Below are 20260 nucleotides of genomic sequence, written 5' to 3' on the forward strand. Positions count from 1 at the left end.
CTCTTACTTCTCCTTCCATGGAGGCTGAAGTTTCACCATTCGCCAGACGGGATTCTCTAAAGAATTAACTAATTGTTCCGCCAAATTTTTTAATCCTTTATATCCTGCATAAGCATGATTTCTCTCTTGATTAATATCAATAAATGGAATACACTCCTTTAAAGCAACATACATATTACGACCACCAGCTATCATGATATCTCCTTTTTCTTTTCTAAAGGTCTGCAATATTTTTTTTGCTCCACCAGATTCTATTAATTCCACATCTTCGCCTACACGTTCTCTTATTCTTGTAATATCTTCATTTGTACTTTTATTTGTTCCAACTCCTACAACATCAATACCGAGTTCTTGAAGCGCTGAAATGATAGACCAGCTTTTGACTCCCCCCGTATAGAGAACAGCACGTTTCCCTTTTAATTTTTTTCGATAAGCTTCGAGTTCCTTATCCAACTTTTTTTCTTCTTGACTAGTAAAGGCATGGACTCTGCCTATTAGCTCCGCATCATTTAATAGTTGAGCAATTGTTTGTAAAGATAATGTTGTTTCTTTAGCTCCATAAAAAGAACCTTCAAAATAAGGAATATCGTACCTTTCTTCCATTTTTCTTGCCATATTAATTAAAGCTCTGCTGCATACTACCATATTAAGCTTAGCTCTATGCGCCCAGCGAACTTCATTAAACCTGCCATCACCTGTAATTTTAGATAGGATATTAATTCCTACTTGATTCAATAGTTCCTTGATATCCCATATTTCCCCGGCGATATTATATTCACCAATTAAATTGATATCCCACTTTGATTCAAACGGCGGTAATGCTGTACCAATCACATAATCTAATAATGCTTCTCCAGCAAGACGATTTCCCAGATTTTTACTTCCTACAAATCCAGGACTATTTACTGGAATAATAGAAATACCCAGTTTTTCTGTTTCACTTCGGCAAACTGCATCAAAATCAACTCCAATTAATGCTGTAATACAAGTCGAATAGACAAAAATTGCAGGTGGATTAAATCTATCTGCTATTCCACGGATAGCATCTCTTAATTGCTTTTCACCACCAAATATAATCTGCTGTTCATTTAAATTTGTGGTTAGCCCATAACGGTGTAGATTAGAACCTGAACTAAGACTTCCTCTTCCTTCCCAACTATTTCCTCCGCAAGCAATTGGGCCGTGAACGAGATGTGCCACATCTGCAATTGGCAATAAAGCAATTTGCGCTCCATCAAAGGAACAGCCACCTGCCGCTTCTCCAGGTTTAGGCTTAGCACAGCCTTTATAGTTATTATTCTTTAAACTATGCTCACATGCAGGTTCTTGCATTGCCTCCACTACATAATTTTTCACATCTCCACCACCTTTTAAATCACTAGTCAGTGAAGAGATAACCCCAACACTGACTTGAATTTTTCCTCTTTTTAATTTTTTGTGCTTATCTAACGGTATCAAAGCTGTGGTCTGGAGCTTCCTCATCTAATTGTTGTAAAATAGTATTTACAATTAACGTTAATAAATTTAATGTTCCTTGATACCCAATAATCGGATAGCGATGCATATGATGGCGATCAAAAATCGGAAAACCAACACGAACTAATGGAATTCCAGCATCTTTTGCACAATATTTCATATGTGTACTTCCCATTGCAAAATCCACAGGTTCTGTTAATAATAAAGAACGCATATGCCATAAATCTTTGCCGTTATGGACTTTTCCTTCTATGCCATATGGGCTTGCCTTCAAAAGTGCTTCAGCCTCTTCTTGGAATTTTTTATCTCCATTTGTGCAAACAATATGGACAGGTTCAATGCCAACCTCTAGACAAAACGAGATAAGCCCCAGTAATAAATCCGGATCTCCTGCCATTGCCACTCGTTTACCATGCAAATATGGATGAGAATCAGTTAGCGCATCTACAACACGTCCACGCTCGTCTTTTAGCACTTGTGGAATTTCTTTTGCAGTCAAATCTTTAATATTTTTTAACAATTGGTCTGTATTTTTTATGCCAAGAGGTGTGGACATCGCAATTGTATCTTGCTTCCACTTTTTATTAATATATTTAGTCACTTTCTTAGTAGAATACTTTTGAAGAAGAAGAGTACCATTAGCATTATGTGCTTGTGCTACATCACCTAATTTAGTTCCTCCATAATAATAATTATATTCTCCATTAGCAGGTGAATCTAAATTGTCACCATGATCTCCTAAGAATGTATAGTCTACACCCATTAATTCAAGTATTCTTTTTAATTCTGAAAAGTTTCCTGTATAAGTATCAAAACCAGCAATAATATTTACTTTATCTGACGGTATTTTATAAGATAAATCCCCATTTTTTTCTGATAAATACGCTAAGATTGAGCGCATCATAGAATCATAACCTGTTATATGAGAGCCTACAAAACTAGGAGTATTTGCAAATGGAACAGGAAATTCCTGGCCAATTGCTCCTTCAATCCGTGCATTTTCTATAAAGGCACTTAAGTCATCTCCAATAACTTCTGCCATACAGGTAGTACTAACTGCTATCATCTTTGGTTTGTACAATGCCGTACTGTTTTCTAGTCCTTCTATTAGATTTCTCATTCCTCCAAATACTGCGCCATCTTCTGTCATAGAAGAAGATACTGCAGGTATAGGTTCTTTAAAGTGACGAGCAAAATGACTTCGGAAATAAGCTACACATCCTTGTGAACCATGTACAAATGGCAGGGTTCCTTCAAACCCCAATGAAGCAAGAACTGCTCCTAACGGTTGGCAAGCTTTAACTGGATTAATTGTAGCTGCCTCTCGATTGAAATTCTTTTCTTTATATTCTTCCGTTTTTAAAAGTTCTACCGTATCCTCTACCTCTTGTACAGAACATGCCGCTTCAAAAACTTTTTTCCCTTCAGCTTGCCTTTGGTATTTTTCTGCTTGGAACAATGTATTATGGTCTTTAATATCTAATTTTTTTGTCACTTTTCCCCCTCCTTTTCTCCTTAAAATGGTGATTCCATTAAATTCCACACTGGACTATTAATTGCAGTATCCATATCCTGTGCAAAAACTTTAAATCCATCAAAGCCATGATATGGGCCACTATAATCCCAAGAATGCATTTGTCTAAAAGGTATACCTAATTTGTGATAAACATATTTTTCTTTAACACCTGCACCCATTAAATCAATATCCAGTTTGTCTGATAAAAACTCTACATCAAATGCACCTGGATCATCATATAGAACCGTACCTTCTTTTAGCTCCACAATTGTTTTTTCATAGTCATCTTTATGTGCAAATTCATAACCGGTAGCAACAATTTCCATTCCAAGATCTTCATATGCTCCTATGGTATGTCTTGCACGCAGCCCCCCTATGATAAGCATTACCTTTTTTCCTTCTAAACGAGGACGATACTTTTCAATGACTTCATCCATTTCAGCTTTATATGCAGCAATTACTCTTTCTGCATTCGCCTGTATTGTTTCATCAAAATGAGCCGCAATAGCCCGCAAGCTTTCAATTGTTTTTGTTGGACCAAAAAAATTATATTCCATCCAAGGAATTCCATATTCCTTTTCCATTGTTTTAGCCATATAGTTCATGGAACGATAGCAATGGATTAAATTAAGCTTAGATTTATGTGTGATTCCTAATTCATTAATTGAACCATCTCCAGACCACTGAGCAATTACCCGCAAACCTATCTCCTCTAGTAAAATACGAGATGCCCAAGCGTCTCCCCCAATATTATAGTCTCCTATGATTGCTACATCATATGGACCCGATTCTGCAAGATCCCTAGTTCCCATAACATGGTCACGTATGGTATCATTAGCAATATGATGACCTAAAGACTGGCTTACTCCCCGGAATCCTTCGCAACGAACCGGTATTACAGGTATCCCAAGCTCTTTGGTCATTTTTTTGCCAACAGCTTCTATATCATCTCCGATTAACCCTACAGGACACTCTGATTGAATAGATATTCCTTTTGCTAATGGGAACATTTCCTTTACTTCTTTACATAAAGCCTCTAACTTTTTATCTCCTCCAAAAACAATATCTCTCTCTTGAAAATCACTTGTTACTTGCATTACTGTAAAATTATCAATTCCTAAAGTACCGTTTGCATAATTTCTTCGTGTACCCCAGCTATATTGTCCACAACCTACCGGACCATGACTTATATGGATCATATCTTTAATTGGTCCCCATACAACCCCTTTTGATCCTGCATAAGCACAACCGCGGATAGTCATAACACCTGGACGTGATTTTATATTCGATTTTACCGAGCATTTTCCACTTTCAATATTCTCTTCTTCTACTACTTGAAAATGTTTTTTCTTGAATTTTTTTGTTCTTTCAGGATATACTTCTAGTAATTCTTCCAATATTTGTTTTCTATCAGTAATTTCTTTTGTACTCAATAGAATTCACCTCACTTTTTTAGAAAGTATTATTTATTTTGCAGAAGCTTCTTTTTCTTCTAATTTTTTAATTTGCGCCTCATCATCCTCAATAACTCCATATTCCATTAATAGTTCTTCCAATTCTTCCATTTCAATTGGAGTTGGTACAGTCAGCATTTTATTATCAAGGATTTTTTGTGCTAAAATCTCATATTCTTTCGCTTGTTCATCCTCTGGTTTATATTGAGCAACTGTCATCTTGCGCAGCTCAGCATGCTGTACAACATTATTTCTTGGAACAAAATGAATCATTTGTGTATTTAAGCGGCGAGCTAATTCTGAAATAAGTTCTGCTTCACGGTCTGTATTACGGCTATTGCAAATTAAGCCCCCTAAGCGAACACCGCCGCTATTTGCATACTTTAAAATGCCCCGGGCAATATTATTGGCAGCATACATGGCCATCATTTCACCTGAACATACAATGTAAATTTCTTGTGCCTTATTTTCACGGATTGGCATGGCAAATCCACCACAAACTACATCCCCTAATACATCATAAGAAACAAAATCTAATCCTTCATATGCCCCCTCTTCCTCCAAAAAATTAATAGAAGTGATGATACCGCGTCCTGCACATCCTACTCCTGGCTCTGGCCCCCCAGATTCTACGCATAATATATCTCCAAACCCTGTATCTAAAACATCATCTAATTCTAAATCTTCTACAGTTCCCATTTTTGCCGCAAGCTCTAACACTGTACTTTGTGCTTTTGTATTTAAAATTAAGCGAGTAGAATCCGCCTTTGGATCACATCCTACTATCATAATTTTTTGTCCAAATTTAGTAGCAAGTTGTGCTAATGTATTTTGTGATGTAGTTGATTTACCAATTCCACCTTTTCCATAGAAAGCTATTTGACGCATTTTATTTCCCCCTCATTAAAATATTAAACTTTTTCATTTTCAAATAAATATTGGTTCAGACGAATTCATATACTGATAGAATTTACTGCTTTCATAAAGAAGTTCTTCTATATTTCCAGACTTAATAAATGGTACAATTCCTCTCTCTAATAGATACTTTTGCGGCGCTTCGCCGATTCCTGAACACAATAACATTTGACAGTCCTTTAAGATTGTTGCTGTTTCTGCTAAAATCGGCTTTTTATTTGTTCCACAGTTAATTTTACCTACACAATAAGATTGAACCTTTCTTACTCCTACAAACTTAATAACTTCTTTATGAACATCAAAAATTAAAAATTCCTTTGCATGTCCAAAATGCAAGTTTACCCTTGCATTTCCCCGTGTTGTTACTGCTATGCGGATTTCATGAATTGCAGAAGATGCTTCTGCTCTAATTTTGGCGAATTTCTCCTGTTTTTTCTTTTTATTTTCCTGAATCTTCAAGTCCAATTTTTCTTGATATTTTTTTCTTTCTTCTGAATCATAATGCACAGGAGTATTCATTATTTTTTCTTTTGTAAATTCTGAACTTCTATCTTCTCCTAATAAACCAACTGCATCTGCTCGGCATTGTCTGCAATGCTTCATCATTTTTAAACTACCAGAGCATTTTTCTTGAATTTGCTGCACTTCCTTAGCCGTTGGATTTCTCATGCCACTTTTTTCAAAAACGGTATCTGGTGTGACAATGAGCGGCATAATATTATGGACAAATGCGCCTCTATCTTTTACCGCCTTTGAAATTTCCTCCATGTGATGATCATTAATTCCTGGAATAAGGACAGAATTAACTTTGCATAAAATTCCTCGCTCCGTTAAGGCTTCCAATCCTTTTAATTGATTATTAATAAGAATCTCCGCTGCTTCTATTCCCTTATAGCGCTTGCCTTCGTAAAATATCCAGGAATAAACATGCTTTCCAACTAACGGATTTACCGCATTAATTGTAATCGTTACATGATCAATATTTAATTCATGTATTTGATCCACAAATTCTAATAGACGAAGACCATTTGTACTCAAACACAATTTTAGATCAGGCGCTTTTTTTGCAACTCCTCTAAATGTTTCGAAGGTTTTTTCAGGATTAGCTAAAGGATCTCCAGGTCCTGCAATTCCCACAACGGATGTCTGCTTTATTTCTCCTGCGACAACCAATACTTTTTTTACTGCTTCTTCTGGTTTTAACACTTCACTTACTACACCCGGTCTACTTTCGTTTGCACAGTCAAACTTACGGCTGCAATAATTACATTGAATATTGCAGGCAGGTGCTACAGGCACATGCATACGCGCAAAATAGTGATGAGCATCCTCACTATAGCAAGGGTGGCGGGCAATTCGATCCTCCAAATCCTGATTAATCGTCTTCACACTCTCTCCCTCCCCAAAATAAGGTTATTCTTATGCACGAATGCATAGTTGCTAGTTTTTATTTTGGCAACACTCCTTTGTTCTTCGTTCAACTTGAGAGTTTCCAACACATCAATATTATTAATGTAATTAATTGGAATTTCTTTTTGTTGATACTCCGATAATATTTATTGTCGAATTTCAAATCAACAGAATTGTCAGAAAATTTAACGCGCTATTTTTTGTAATCGATTTCAAATAATTGTTTTATTCAAAAAGTTGTAACAAAAAAAGGTTCCGCAAAAAATTAACCATTTTTTGTCTGCTATATTTCAAAAATAAAAATTACTTCTGTATGGGGAAGGAAAAAGAGGTTTTTTTATATTATTGATTCCTTGATTAGAGCACAACTTTTAAATTATCAAGTATTTTAAAGCAATCTGACTTTTGCAGTGGAAGGTTTTTTGCTTTGATAAAGGCAAATCAACAGTGTAATGAACATATCAAAAAAACTCTCATCAGCAATTTTTCAATAGGCTGATAAGAGCAAGTCTCTAACAAAAACGATAAGGTTCATTTGTTCAATAAAATCATCCTGCATATAATTTCTCTCTATTAACAATCTTGCCTTTTTTTAAGTGGATAATATGATTTCCCAGTCTTTTTGCCTCTCCATAATCATGTGTAACCATGATTATTGGTATGTCCCAGAGTTCATGAAGTCTTAACAATTCTGCATAGCACTCTTCTTTTGTTTCTTGATCAAGACTCGAAAATGGTTCATCAAGCAAAAGGATATCCGGTTCTGTTGCTAACGCTCTCGCTAATGCTACCCTCTGCTTTTCTCCCCCAGATATTTGTTTAGGGTATTTTTTTAAGAGATGCTCAATCCCTACACTCTGCACTAATCTATTCATCAGCTCTTGGCTTTTCATTCCATATTGAATATTCTTCTCCACTGTCATATGCGGAAATAATGCAAAATCTTGAAATAAGTAGCCTACTTTTCTTTGTTGGATTTTCACTGATTTTCTATTTGTTTGATAAAAGGTCTTTTGATTTAATTGAATATATCCTTCATGAGGAGTATCAAGCCCTGCAATACAATTTAGTATGGTTGTTTTCCCGGAACCCGATGGTCCAAACAGAATGACTATCTTATTATTCGCTTTTAATTCCACATCAATTGTAAAATGCGGAAGATTTTTTTTTATCTTGATGGCAAGCATTTTTGTCTCCTTTCTTCACATTTTTTACTTTTCACTTTTATATCTTAATAAATTGCGTTTACTCCACCAATTAACCCAAATAATCGCACAAAATCCAAGAATAATTAAAATAATTACCCAATATGTAGCAACCTGTGAATTTCCAGATTGAACTGCAAAATAGATGGTTAAAGGTATTGTATCTGTTTTTCCTGGAATAAAACCTGCGATCATTAAAGTTGCCCCGAACTCTCCTAATGATCTGGCAAAAGTTAATACTAAACCCGCCAATAAACCAGGCCAAGCAAGAGGGAATGATATTGTCCAAAAAACCCTCCATTTAGAAGCTCCCATTATCTTGGCTGCATTTTCTAAATTTTTATCATAATTTTGAAAAGCTGCAGAAGCACTTTGATACATTAGGGGAAACGATACAATAATGGAGGCTATAACTGCACCTATCCAGGTGAATACAATTTGGAGGTCAAACCAATCTAGCAAGAATTTTCCTATTGCCCCGTTTTTCCCAAAAAGGAATAATAAAGAAAACCCAACAACTGTTGGCGGCAATACTAAAGGCAATAGAATAATTCCTTCTACGATACTTTTCCCAAAAAATTCATTTCTCGCTATAAATAATGCTAAAATAATTCCTAAAATAAAAACAATGCATGTAGCTATACTAGCAATTTTCAGCGATAAAATAAGAGGTGTATAATTCATATCTTTTATTAACTCCTTGTTTTCCATCCCTTTGCTTTAAAAGTAATCAGTCTTTTTATATCACTTTATTTAGAAAATCCATAATTTCTTAATATCTTTTGTGCTTCATCCGTATTCAAAAATTCAATAAAAGCCTTTGCCTCATCAAAGTTTTTCGTATCTTTCAGTACAGCACCTGGATAAACGATTGATTTATGCCATGTTGGATCTGCTTCTGCTAATACTTTGACTTTATCGGACAAAAGAGCGTCACTTGAATACACAAATCCAATATCTGTATTACCCGACTCTACATATTTCAGCGTTTGTGCAACATCACTTCCATAAACAAAATGTTTTTCTAATTTTTTCCACTTCCCTATCTTTTCTAATGCTTCTTTTGTATATGATCCTGCGGGTACGCTTTCTGGATCCCCAATGGCAATCTGTCCAATTTTATCAGTTAATTTTTCAAAGGAATCAATTTTAATGTCACTGCCCTTCCCTGCAATTAATACAATCTTATTCCCAGAAAAATCTTTTCTCGTATCTTCTGCAATCATTTTCTTTTCAGCTAATGCATCCATCCACTTTTGATCAGCCGATAAAAAAATATCTGCAGGTGCGCCTTGCTCAATCTGCTGTGCTAAAGTGCCAGAACTGCCGAAATTATTTGTAAACTTAACCCCTGAATATTCTTTCTGGAATGCTTTTTGTAAATCACTCATTGCATCTGTTAAACTGGCTGCAGCAGAAACTTTCAACTCTATTTCTTCTTTTTTATTCTTTTGTTTTGAGGCATTTTCCTGATTTCCGCATCCAATCAAAGCAACGGCAAACAACACAGTCAATAATAGTGCAAAAACTTTTTTCTTCATAAAAATTCCCCCGATTAATTTTTATTTATAACTAAACATAACTTAATATAACTAATTTTATCAAATAATTATTTATTTTTATTCATAAATAACTAGTTATACTTATTTATAATTAGTTAACGTGATTATAAATGTGATTGATGTGTTAGTAAATGGTAAAATAAAAAAAAATAGATTTTTTTCGGAGGATTATGGAATGAACACAGGTGAATCCTTTACTACAGAAGAAATTGCTGAGATTTTAAAAGTTTCAAAATTAACCGTCTATGACTTGATAAAAAAGGGAGAGCTTAAAGCATTTAGGGTGGGGCGCCAAATGCGTATTGATGCTGCTGATCTAGAAGCATTTAAAAAAGGCTCCATGGAAATATCAAAAAATGCAGCGGAACAGATGCCTACTCAAATCAGAGTTACGAATCCGCAGCAAAATCATATTTTTGATCCATTTACTAAGATGAAGCATCGTCCCATTATTATCAGCGGACAAGATAATTGTTTGGACATCCTCGCAAAACATATCGAGCAAACAAGCAAATCATATCGTCCTCTTCGTTCCTATATAGGGAGCCTGAATGGATTGCTGGCTATGTATAAGGGTGATGCAGATATTGTTAGCACTCACTTATATGATGGGGAAACAAACAGCTATAATATTCCTTATGTAAAAAAACTTTTAGTAAGCCACTCTTATATTGTTATCCGCTTTATAACAAGGCAAGCTGGTTTATATGTAGAAAAAGGCAATCCCAAAAATATTAGAACTTGGTCCCATTTAGATCGCAGTGATATAAAAATAGTCAATAGAGAAATAGGATCTGGTGCCCGCGTTTTATTGGATGAACAACTGAGAATTAATAAAATTAATAAAAATAGTGTTAATGGATACCAATATGAATGTACAAGCCACTACAGCGTTGCCGCTATTATAACTCAAGGAAAAGCAGATGCTGGAATAGGTATAGAAAGAGCTTCTCATTATTCCAAAGGCATCGATTTCATCCCCCTAATCAAAGAGGACTATGATCTGGTTATTCTAAAAACGGAACAAAATTATGAGCTTATCAAGCTTCTATCCATTCTACTGAACTCTCAGCAGCTAAAAGAAGAATTACAAGCTATTGGCTACGATGTTACAAGTACAGGGAAAATTGTTTATGAACAATAAAAAATTGTTTTGATGAATCTAAATTGCTCTAAGCAGTTTCATTTATCAAAACAGTTTTTTTATAGGCTGTTTTCATATAAATGGTTGCTTTTTAAATCCGGATCCTGCATACACATCGCTTTCCCCAGTTGAGCATCAAGCCTTCTCGTCACTGCTCTTCTACAAGATCTCCCCCTTTTCGCTTTTCCCGCAGGAGTCTAGGTATATGCGCATTTCTTTCCCATTTTCTTGTGCTGAAAGCAATAAACTTTGAAAAAACAGCCTTTTTATATAAAGACTTATTTTTTAGAGATTTTCCTATGCCATCCTCCCTTCTTCTTAGAAAGTTACGATATTTGTCACAGATTTAGGAAGACTTATCCTTTAGAATAACAACTATGATGTTTTTTAAATTTTCTGTCTATTTGGCGTAAAGCTAAAAAAATTACTTAAACTTAAGTTAACAATTCTACGAGGGGGGAATTTTTTTGTCTATCTTACCAACCAAAAATGAGCTTGGCTTTTATGAAATTCGATTAGAATCTATCGGTGGACTAGGAGCAAACCTAGCAGGAAAAATGCTGGCAGAGTCAGGGGTGCTTGGCCTTGGACTTAATGGATCCAACTTTTCCTCATATGGTTCTGAAAAAAAGGGCTCACCTGTAAAAAGCTTTATTCGCTTCTGTGATCCTGAAACGGAAATCAGAGCGCATAGTCCAATTGAAGAGCCTCATGTTATTGGCATTTTTCATGAAGCCTTATACAAATCAGTTGATGTAATCAGCGGCCTAAATCCAAATGGAATTGTCCTTGTCAACACAGCAAGAGACTTTGACTCAGTAAAAAACGATTTGAATCTAAAATATGGAAAATTAGCTATAGTTGACGCACTTCAAATTGCAGTAAAAGAAAAAACACGCGTTAATACAGCAATGCTGGGAGCATTATTTCGCATATGTGATTTTCTTGATCCGGAGGCACTGCGTAAAGTAATAACAAAAACGTTCGAAAAAAAATATCCGCATTTAGTAGAAGCAAATATCCGCACATTTGATAGAGGCTACAATGAAGTGAAATTTAAAACGTATGAAACAACTGCGAATGCCCGTACCATAGCATTTTCAAGACCCCGCTCTCTACTTGGCTATAACACACAACAAATAGGCGGCGTTATATTGGCACAGGGCAATAGTCTAATAAAAGACTTAAGCGGATCACGCCAAGGCTTCATCCCAAAATTCGACAAAGAAAGCTGCATAAGCTGTGCCTCGTGTGACGCCGTTTGTCCAGACCTTTGTTTTGTATGGGATAAAAAAGTAAATAAGCGAGGACGCACTATCATGTCTCTTAAAGGAATTGACTATCAATATTGCAAAGGTTGCCTAAAATGTGTAGAGGCATGCCCAACAAGCGCTCTAAGCGGTATTCGGGAAACAGAACAATTTGCAGAAGCAGAGCAAGTAAAACAAGAATTTCCTTATGTTACTACAGGGGGTTGTTTATAATGTCCATTTTAGAAAATGATTTGCTCATCAAAAATGCGCCTGTTCAATTAACCACTTTTGAGTCGGGAAATGAAATGGCTGCAATGGCTGCAGCCCAAATAAACTATCACATAATGGGCTATTTCCCTATCACTCCCTCCACTGAAGTAGCACAATATCTCGATCAAATGAAAACAAGAGGGGAACATGATATTAAATTAATACCTGCTGATGGCGAGCATGGATCTGCCGGCATTTGCTACGGGGCATCAGCAACAGGAGCACGTGTTATCAATGCAACTAGTGCAAATGGTTTTATGTATATGCTTGAACAAATGCCGGTACAATCTGGAACTCGTTATCCAATGGTTCTGAATCTAGTTACCCGGTCTATAAGCGGGCCCTTGGATATTAGAGGAGATCATTCTGATTTGTATTATGCATTAAATACCGGTTGGGTTATCATTACCGCAAGAACTCCTCAGGCAGTTTATGACATGAATATTATGGCATTAAAAATTGCAGAACATGCAAAGGTCCGTTTACCAGTAATTGTCGCTTACGATGGTTTTTTTACTTCTCATCAAAAAAGAAAAGTACATTACTTTGAAGATAGGAAAGTTGTACAAGAATTTGTAGGTCCTTGTCCGACCGAATATCCAGCTATTCGAGATTCCAAAAAACCGATTACAATCGGCGCCCATATGAATGGGGATGATTTACTGAACAATCATTACCAGCAATCACAGGCAATGTACGCAGCTAAAGATATCTACAATGAAATTTCCAAACAATTCGAACAGATTTCTGGGCGCTCTTATCCATTAGTCGATTTATATAAAATGGAGGATGCAGAAGTGGCCTTATTCTTATTGAACTCGGCAGCAGAAACTGCTAAAGATGCAGTAGATCGATTACGAAAACAAGGGATTAAAGCCGGTATAATAAGCCCAAATATAATTCGCCCATTTCCTTCTGGAGAAATTAGAAAAGCTTTGCAAAGTGTCAAATCTCTTTTAATCGGAGAGAGAGCGGATTCATATGGCGGAAACGGCCCTAATTTAACTCATGAAGTAAAGTCTGCTATTCAAGAAGATCCTAACAACCATACTATTGTGCTAAGCAGAGTATTTGGATTGGGAGGCAAGGACTTTTATGCTGATGATGCAGAAGCATTTTTCAACATGGCACTCGAGGCTTTGGACAATGGTCTTGCAGAAAAACCATTTGATTATTATGGCCAATATATAGGAACAGAAGAAAACAAAATCAAACCTATTATGGAACCACAATATGGAGATGTATATAATTCTGGTTTAATAGAGATATCTTCAAACGAAGAGGTTAACTCACTAAAAGTAAAAGTGCCTCCATTGCGTGCCCTGACCAGCAAACCAAATCGCTTTGCTCCAGGTCATGGCGCATGTCCTGGATGCGGCATTTTAAGTGGCCTAGAATTATTTTTCAAAGGTATAGAAGGAGATATTGTCGTCTTATTTCAAACAGGTTGTGCATATGTTGTCACAACAGCCTATCCTCATACTTCCCACAGACAAACAATGATGCATAATTTGTTCCAAAATGGACCAGCAACATTATCAGGGACTGTTGAAGCACTTTTAGAACTGCAAAAAAGAGGAGAAATTCAAATTGCAGAAAACACAACCTTTATTATGGTGACAGGAGATGGAGGAATGGATATTGGGATGGGTTCCGCTATCGGCACTGCTTTAAGAAACCATAATCTAATCATGTTAGAATATGATAATGAGGGTTATATGAATACAGGTTCGCAAATGTCCTACTCTACTCCAATTGGTCATATGACTAGTACAAGCAACGTGGGCCGTGCACAAAAAGGAAAAGCATTTCATCATAAAGATACAGCCCAAATTATGGCTGCTACCAATATGCCTTATGTATTTACAGGATCTGAGGCCTTTCCACAAGATTTAATCAAAAAAGCAGCTAAAGCGCAATGGTATGCTCAAAATGTCGGGACTGTTTATGGAAAATTGCTAATAACTTGTCCAGCAAATTGGAAAACAGAGGATCGTTTTGGAACAAAAGTAGTAGAAGCTGCTGTAAATTCCTGCTTCTTCCCTTTATACGAAGTAGAAAATGGGCTGACTGCCATAACCTATAATCCGGAAGAAAAAGATAAAAAAACCCCTTTGACAGAATGGTTAAAGTTTATGGGAAAAACAAAACATCTACTAAAAGAAGAAAATAAAGAAATGCTAATTGATTTTACTAGTGAAGTGGAAAAACGTTGGACAAAGTTAAAAATGAAAAATGAAAATCCTTATTTATAAAAAAAAATTATGCTTAAGAGGGTAGAAACAATGTTGCATTCCTGACATGTTTCTACCCTCTTTGCATATAGAAGAAAATCGGCATATCGTCCCTTAATTATTCAATAAAAGTAATAACAGATACGATTCTATACATGAATATCTTCTGCATTTGCATATCTATATATGGAATAACTATTATTTGGAGGTGCTTTTTTTCAAGTTCATCCTGTAATAGCCCTCTGGAGGTGTTAGATTGGTTAATTTAAAAACCATTCAAAAGGATATTTCTCAAAGAAAAGAAGAACTAATTCAGCTTCAGCATATAGATGGTTCTTGGAGATTTCTTTTTCAAGGAAGCTTAATGACAGATGCCTTTTTTATTATTACCTGCAGAGCATTAAATATAACAGATTATGAAGAGACCATTGTTAAATTAGTGAATACTTTAAAAAAAACGCAAACGAATAAAGGATATTGGAAGGCCTATAAAGACGAAACGAATGGAAATCTTTCTTCAACAGTAATTGCCTACACTGCTCTTTTATATTCCGGTTATTGCAAAAAGGAAGATAAGAAAATGCAGCAAGCCAGATCGTATATTATAGCACACGGCGGATTGGAAAAGTGCCATTTTATGATTCGCTGGATGTTATCAGTAAATGGTATGTATCCCTGGTCTAATATGATTTATATTCCTATGACTTTTTTGCTTCTTCCAACTTATCAGCCTATTAATTTCTTTCAATTTAGCTCTTATGCTCGCATTCATTTCATTCCGATGCTGATTGTTTCCAATAAAAAATATACAATAACCAATGATAATACACCAAATTTAAAAGACCTTTTTCCAAATAACCCCAACTATTCTCTACCACTATTGGAATTAGAAGATAACCGATCTCCCCTGTCTTTTTTTTGGAAAGAAATAAAAAAAGCAGGCGCACTCCCTGTTTATATGCATAACCTTGGCTATATATATGCAGAAAAATATATATTGGATCGTATAGAAGAAGATGGAACATTATACAGTTATGCTAGCGCAACTTTTTTTATGATATATGGCTTATTAGCCCAGGGCTACAATAAGAACTCTATAATGATTAAAAAAGCGATTTCTGGTCTTTTTTCTCTTATTAAAAGCAATGAAAATAATACACATCTTGAAAATTCTACTTCTACTATTTGGGATACTGCATTAATCTGCTACAGCCTGCAAGAAGCTCAACTTCCTAGCGACTCGAAAACAATAAAGAATGCGGTCACCTATCTTCTGGATAAACAGCATACAAAAAAAGCAGATTGGTCTATTCATAATCCACATACACTTCCTGGAGGGTGGGGGTTTTCCGCCATTAATACAAATAATCCTGATAATGATGATACATCTGCAGTATTACGCGCATTAAAACCAACAGCCGCTAATAATCACTCAGTCTATTATGCTTGGAAAACGGGCGTTAATTATTTACTGTCCATGCAAAACAGGGATGGGGGCTGGGGAGCTTTTGAAAAAAACACCAATTGGGAATTACTTCAATATGTTCCTATTGAAAACGCCAAAGATGCCGCTGTCGATCCTTCTACAGCAGATTTAACTGGCCGCATATTAGAGTTCCTTGGAAACTTTGCCGATTTTAATCATTCTCATTCCAAAGTTAAAAGAGGAATCAATTGGCTATACTCTAATCAAAATAAGGATGGCTCTTGGTACGGTCGCTGGGGCGTCTGCTATATTTATGGAACTTGGGCCGCAATTACAGGATTAAGAGCAGTTGGTATAAATCAAAAGGATAAAAGCATAAAAAAAGCCATTCAGTGGCTAAAAACTATTCAACGGGAGGACGGAGGCTGGGGAGAATCTTGCCAAAGCTGCGAAAAACTCCGCTATATTCCCCTATCTTTTAGTACTGATTCTCAAACAGCATGGGCCGTCGATGCATTGATTGCTGCAGGAGAAGGAAAAAGTGACACTGTGATAAAAGGCATCAACTATTTGCTAAAGAAAAACAAGGAACAAAAAAGCATTCTTTATCCAACAGGAATTGGTTTGCCTACACAATTTTATATTTATTATGAAAGCTATAATAAAATTTTCCCCTTACTTGCGCTCTCTCACTTCTATAAAAATATATCAGAAAATCTATAGCACATATTCTTTGCTATTAAAGGGAGTTAGTATGGCTAATTCCCTTTACACGCTTTCTTTTTCTCCTATTTACTGATTTTAAATTTACAATAAATTAAAAATATTTACTCTCTTTAAACCTTTTCTTTAAATTCTATTAATATCCTTCCTAGATAATATAACAAGTAATACATATTTTGGAGGGATAAAATGTTACTAAAATCATGGAAAAAAAGGTTTTTGCCAATTGCGGTTATTTCATCTTTATCATTTTCAAGTTTAGCCATGCCGCCTTCTTTTGCCGAAGCAAAAGGACAAGCTAAACAACCAAAAAATATTATTTTTCTAATTGGTGACGGAATGGGAGTCTCCTATACTTCTGCATATCGTTATCTCAAAGATAATCCTAAAACAAAAATCGCCGAAAAAACTTATTTTGACTCTTATTTAGTAGGACAACAAATGACCTATCCAGAAGATCCTGCTCAAAATGTTACAGATTCAGCCTCTGCTGCTACGGCTATGTCTGCTGGCATCAAAACTTACAATAATGCTATAGCAGTAGATAATGATGAATCAGCTGTTAAAACAGTATTGGAAGCAGCAAAAGAAAAGGGAAAATCTACTGGTCTCGTAGCAACTTCAGAGATTACTCATGCAACACCTGCTGCATTTGGAGCACATGATATTAGCAGAAAAAATATGAATAGTATAGCTGATGATTATTTTGATGAACGTATCTTGGGCAAACATAAAATAGACGTTTTATTAGGGGGCGGAAAAAACTTATTTATCCGTGCAGATCGAAATCTAATAAAAGAGTTTAAAAAGGATGGCTTCAGTTATGTGGATAATCGCAATAGCTTATTAAATAATAAAGATAATCAAGTAATCGGTTTATTTGCAGATGCTGGCTTGCCAAAAATGATAGACCGCAATAAAAATACTCCTTCATTAGAGGAAATGACAAAATCAGCAATCAACCGTTTAAAAGAGAATAAAAAAGGATTTTTCTTAATGGTAGAAGGAAGCCAAATCGATTGGGCTGGCCATGATAATGACATTGTTGGGGCTATGAGTGAAATGGAGGACTTTGAAAAAGCCTATAAAGCAGCAATAGAATTTGCTCAAAAAGATAAAAATACATTAGTTGTCGCTACAGCAGATCACTCTACCGGGGGATTCTCTATTGCAGCTAACGGAGATTATAACTGGCATGCAGAACCAATAAAAGCTGCCAAAAAAACGCCTGACTTTATAGCTGAACAAATTCTCAAAGGAGAAAATGTAGAAAAGACTCTCAAAAAATACATTGCACTTTCTTTGACGAAAAAGGAAATACAATCTGTCCAAGATGCTGCCGACAGCAAAAATTTTACAACTATCGATAATGCTATTGAAGACATTTTTAATACTCGATCAAACACTGGCTGGACAACTGGCGGACATACTGGTGAAGATGTGCCTGTATATGCATATGGACCCAAAAGTGATCTTTTTGCCGGACAAAAGGATAATACCGATCATGCAAAACTTCTTTTCCAATTGATGGGTGCGAAAGTCACTATAAAAGATAAATAATAGAGAAATAATCATAAATGGGCAGGAAGTCTTTTTAACATTTCCTTAAGAAGACTTCCTTTTCTATTTTTAGGAGGTATATAGGATGAAAAAAATGCTAACTTTAATTTTTATCTGTTTGTTTTTACTATCTGGGTGTTCTTCTTATAAAGAAGATAATTACTTACTTTCAGAAGTCTCTTCAGCAAAAAGCAATTCTGCAAAAACAACTACTCCAGCTTACTATAAAGATTATCCTGCCAACCCCCAAGTAATTGATGATCGCACTTTAGTAATGCCCGGACAAACTATTCGCAGCAATAAAGGGGAAGCTACATTAAAAAAAATAACAAATGTAAATAATTTACATAAAACAGAAGCCGTCGAATTAAAAATCCTGGAAGCAAAACTGATTGACTATAAACCAGATTACAGCCTGACAGATTTTTATCACAGCTATACACATGATGAACAATTCACCTTTATTAAATTTTTGGTTGAAGTTAAAAACACTTCTGACGAAATACGCTATTTTGCACCCACTGCATACCTAAAAACAGATATAGGAGAACAAATTACTTGGGATCAAGATATCTATTTAGAAAACGTAAATAATCCCTTAAAGCCAAATGAAACAAGAAAAGGGGCACTCGGATTCATTTTGAAAAAATCTAATATAAACTCAGTAAAAATTAAGACAAGCGATGTATTTAATGAAAAACATATAAAGCTTGCTGATGCAAAAAGCATAGACCTATCCTTTTAAAATCGAGTATTATCAGGCTGCATAAAAATGACTGTTTATCAGCTAATGCTTGTTAGTCATTTTTACGCAGCCTGTTTCTTTTTATGAAGCATGAGCCATTTCGGTACTTTTTTTGTCCCTGCCAATATACAAGGATAAAGGAATAAGCATAAGGCTAAGCAATACTAATACTAAAAACACGTGTGTATCAGTATTGGCTACATCACGAATCAGTCCTAACACAATAGGAAGAATCCCCCCTAAAAGATATCCCCCCAGCTGCATAAGAGCTGTCCATGCACTTGCATCTTCTGCTGTTTCTGTTTTATTTAATGGCAGCATTAAAGCAATAGGAAACAGCCCGCCGATTCCTACTCCAATTAAAATTGCAGAAATCCAAGGTGAAGCTAACCCAAAGGCAAGCAGCAATAAGCCAATAAATGTTAAGAACGCACTAATATATATAAATAAATTTCTATTTTGCAAATAATCCACCAATATGGGGACAAAAAATGAGCAGGTCATTTGAATAAACGCCAAAACGGTTACAATCGTTCCTGCCTCCTTACCGGTAAAGCCCATACTTTGTGCTATAGAAGCAATCCATGTGGTGGCAGAATAAAATATTCCTGATTGAATTCCGAAAAAGATGGTAATGGCCCATGCCTTTTTATTTTTAAATGGGAGTTTAACTGCAACATTTAAGGTTTCCTTCTGCTCTTTTCCTCCCTTTATTGCATATGACCACAAAAGAAAAGCCAAAATAGCCAATATTCCCCACACAGCAAGAGCATGATTCCATGATTGGTTGAATAATTGCTGCAGGTCAATTGTTAATCCTGCACTTAATGATGCTCCCAATCCCATTCCAACCGAGTATATACCAATCATTACACCAATCTTAGACGGATATTTTTTTTTAATAACTCCCGACAATAATGATCCTGCAAGTGCAATTCCTATGCCGATTAGTAAAGAAGTAATAAGTAAAACCCATGTATAATAAGCTATGCCTCTTATAAAGGTCGCTCCCCCTATTAGAAGCAAACAGCCAGCAATAGCCTTTTCTGCCCCCCATTTTTCAGTTACATATCCTGTAAACAATGCAAATATACCCATACATAAAACAGGAATGGAAGGTAAAAAACTGACAATAAAATTGCTTAAATGCAAATCATGCCGAATTATTTCTAAAACAGGAGAAATGGAGGTAATGCCAATTCGCAAATTTAATGATACAGCAAAAAACGCGATAATATAAATATACATATCTTTTTTCCGAGTCAAGGTTAACATCCCTCCTCTTTATCCATCACTAATTTCTCTTTTTATCATACCTTATCTTTCTATAAAAAAAGGGCTTTCCTGCTAATTGTCAAAAAAGAGAT

Annotated in this window: 15 protein-coding genes; 6 read left to right on the top strand and 9 right to left on the bottom strand. The window is 35.6% G+C overall.

Annotated elements, in window-relative coordinates; all coding sequences use genetic code 11:
- Positions 1-3: 3 nt before the first annotated feature.
- The 8 genes from nifE to modA all read right to left on the bottom strand — a co-directional run bounded on the left by nifE (position 4) and on the right by modA (position 9517).
- Positions 4-1356: a nitrogenase iron-molybdenum cofactor biosynthesis protein NifE gene (nifE, locus tag NCCP28_RS19565; protein ID WP_248562913.1), complete on the bottom strand. Its 1353-nt coding sequence runs from the start codon at positions 1354-1356 to the stop codon at positions 4-6.
- An 85-nt stretch (positions 1357-1441) separates the two neighbouring features.
- The gene (gene nifK, locus NCCP28_RS19570; RefSeq protein ID WP_248562914.1) at positions 1442-2971 is read right to left on the bottom strand and encodes a nitrogenase molybdenum-iron protein subunit beta; all 1530 of its coding nucleotides are present in this window, start codon (positions 2969-2971) and stop codon (positions 1442-1444) included.
- Positions 2972-2991: 20 nt separating this feature from the next.
- Positions 2992-4425: a nitrogenase molybdenum-iron protein alpha chain gene (nifD, locus tag NCCP28_RS19575; protein WP_248562915.1), complete on the bottom strand. Its 1434-nt coding sequence runs from the start codon at positions 4423-4425 to the stop codon at positions 2992-2994.
- Between the two features lie 33 nt (positions 4426-4458).
- Complete coding sequence (gene nifH, locus NCCP28_RS19580; protein ID WP_248562916.1) at positions 4459-5334, bottom strand: nitrogenase iron protein; 876 nt, start codon at positions 5332-5334, stop codon at positions 4459-4461.
- A gap of 39 nt (positions 5335-5373) precedes the next feature.
- Positions 5374-6750 carry a nitrogenase cofactor biosynthesis protein NifB gene (gene nifB, locus NCCP28_RS19585; RefSeq protein WP_248562917.1) on the bottom strand — a complete coding sequence of 459 codons (1377 nt, stop codon included), beginning with the start codon at positions 6748-6750 and terminating at the stop codon, positions 5374-5376.
- Between the two features lie 569 nt (positions 6751-7319).
- Positions 7320-7958, bottom strand: coding sequence for an ATP-binding cassette domain-containing protein (locus NCCP28_RS19590; protein ID WP_248562918.1), 639 nt, complete (start codon positions 7956-7958; stop codon positions 7320-7322).
- Positions 7959-7982: 24 nt separating this feature from the next.
- Entirely contained in the window at positions 7983-8660 is a 678-nt protein-coding gene (gene modB / locus NCCP28_RS19595) for a molybdate ABC transporter permease subunit (protein WP_248562919.1), read from the bottom strand.
- Between the two features lie 65 nt (positions 8661-8725).
- Positions 8726-9517, bottom strand: a complete 792-nt coding sequence (gene modA / locus NCCP28_RS19600) for a molybdate ABC transporter substrate-binding protein (RefSeq protein ID WP_248562920.1) — start codon at positions 9515-9517, stop codon at positions 8726-8728.
- A gap of 196 nt (positions 9518-9713) precedes the next feature.
- Between modA and NCCP28_RS19605 the strand changes: the two genes are divergently transcribed.
- The 6 genes from NCCP28_RS19605 (at position 9714) to NCCP28_RS19630 (ending at position 18893) form a co-directional block, all read left to right on the top strand.
- On the top strand, positions 9714-10682 hold the full coding sequence (locus NCCP28_RS19605; RefSeq protein WP_248562921.1) for a substrate-binding domain-containing protein: 969 nt from the start codon (positions 9714-9716) through the stop codon (positions 10680-10682).
- Between the two features lie 467 nt (positions 10683-11149).
- Positions 11150-12166: a 2-oxoacid:acceptor oxidoreductase family protein gene (locus tag NCCP28_RS19610; protein ID WP_248562922.1), complete on the top strand. Its 1017-nt coding sequence runs from the start codon at positions 11150-11152 to the stop codon at positions 12164-12166.
- Positions 12166-14460: a thiamine pyrophosphate-dependent enzyme gene (locus NCCP28_RS19615; protein WP_248562923.1), complete on the top strand. Its 2295-nt coding sequence runs from the start codon at positions 12166-12168 to the stop codon at positions 14458-14460. The genes NCCP28_RS19610 and NCCP28_RS19615 overlap by 1 nt, the downstream gene beginning before the upstream one ends.
- Before the next feature lie 235 nt (positions 14461-14695).
- Entirely contained in the window at positions 14696-16588 is a 1893-nt protein-coding gene (gene shc, locus NCCP28_RS19620; protein WP_248562924.1) for a squalene--hopene cyclase, read from the top strand.
- A 189-nt stretch (positions 16589-16777) separates the two neighbouring features.
- Positions 16778-18148 (top strand): alkaline phosphatase, encoded by a 1371-nt coding sequence (locus NCCP28_RS19625; protein ID WP_248562925.1) that lies wholly within the window; start codon positions 16778-16780, stop codon positions 18146-18148.
- Between the two features lie 85 nt (positions 18149-18233).
- Positions 18234-18893, top strand: a complete 660-nt coding sequence (locus tag NCCP28_RS19630) for a DUF4352 domain-containing protein (protein ID WP_248562926.1) — start codon at positions 18234-18236, stop codon at positions 18891-18893.
- A gap of 81 nt (positions 18894-18974) precedes the next feature.
- Here the strand turns inward: NCCP28_RS19630 and NCCP28_RS19635 are convergent, their stop codons facing one another.
- Complete coding sequence (locus tag NCCP28_RS19635) at positions 18975-20168, bottom strand: MFS transporter (RefSeq protein WP_248562927.1); 1194 nt, start codon at positions 20166-20168, stop codon at positions 18975-18977.
- Between the last annotated feature and the right edge of the window lie 92 nt (positions 20169-20260).

Origin of the sequence: Niallia sp. NCCP-28, from assembly GCF_023168165.1 — a bacterium.
In the GTDB taxonomy this organism is placed as follows: domain Bacteria; phylum Bacillota; class Bacilli; order Bacillales; family Cytobacillaceae; genus Niallia.

Bases quoted from the DNA above. Each gene is read 5' to 3' on its own strand.
- nifH (WP_248562916.1), bottom strand. From the start codon at position 5,334: ATGCGTCAAATAGCTTTCTATGGAAAAGGTGGAATTGGTAAATCAACT.
- NCCP28_RS19590 (WP_248562918.1), bottom strand. From the start codon at position 7,958: ATGCTTGCCATCAAGATAAAAAAAAATCTTCCGCATTTTACAATTGAT.
- modB (WP_248562919.1), bottom strand. From the start codon at position 8,660: ATGAATTATACACCTCTTATTTTATCGCTGAAAATTGCTAGTATAGCT.
- modA (WP_248562920.1), bottom strand. From the start codon at position 9,517: ATGAAGAAAAAAGTTTTTGCACTATTATTGACTGTGTTGTTTGCCGTT.
- NCCP28_RS19605 (WP_248562921.1), top strand. From the start codon at position 9,714: ATGAACACAGGTGAATCCTTTACTACAGAAGAAATTGCTGAGATTTTA.
- NCCP28_RS19615 (WP_248562923.1), top strand. From the start codon at position 12,166: ATGTCCATTTTAGAAAATGATTTGCTCATCAAAAATGCGCCTGTTCAA.
- NCCP28_RS19625 (WP_248562925.1), top strand. From the start codon at position 16,778: ATGTTACTAAAATCATGGAAAAAAAGGTTTTTGCCAATTGCGGTTATT.
- NCCP28_RS19630 (WP_248562926.1), top strand. From the start codon at position 18,234: ATGAAAAAAATGCTAACTTTAATTTTTATCTGTTTGTTTTTACTATCT.
- NCCP28_RS19635 (WP_248562927.1), bottom strand. From the start codon at position 20,168: ATGTTAACCTTGACTCGGAAAAAAGATATGTATATTTATATTATCGCG.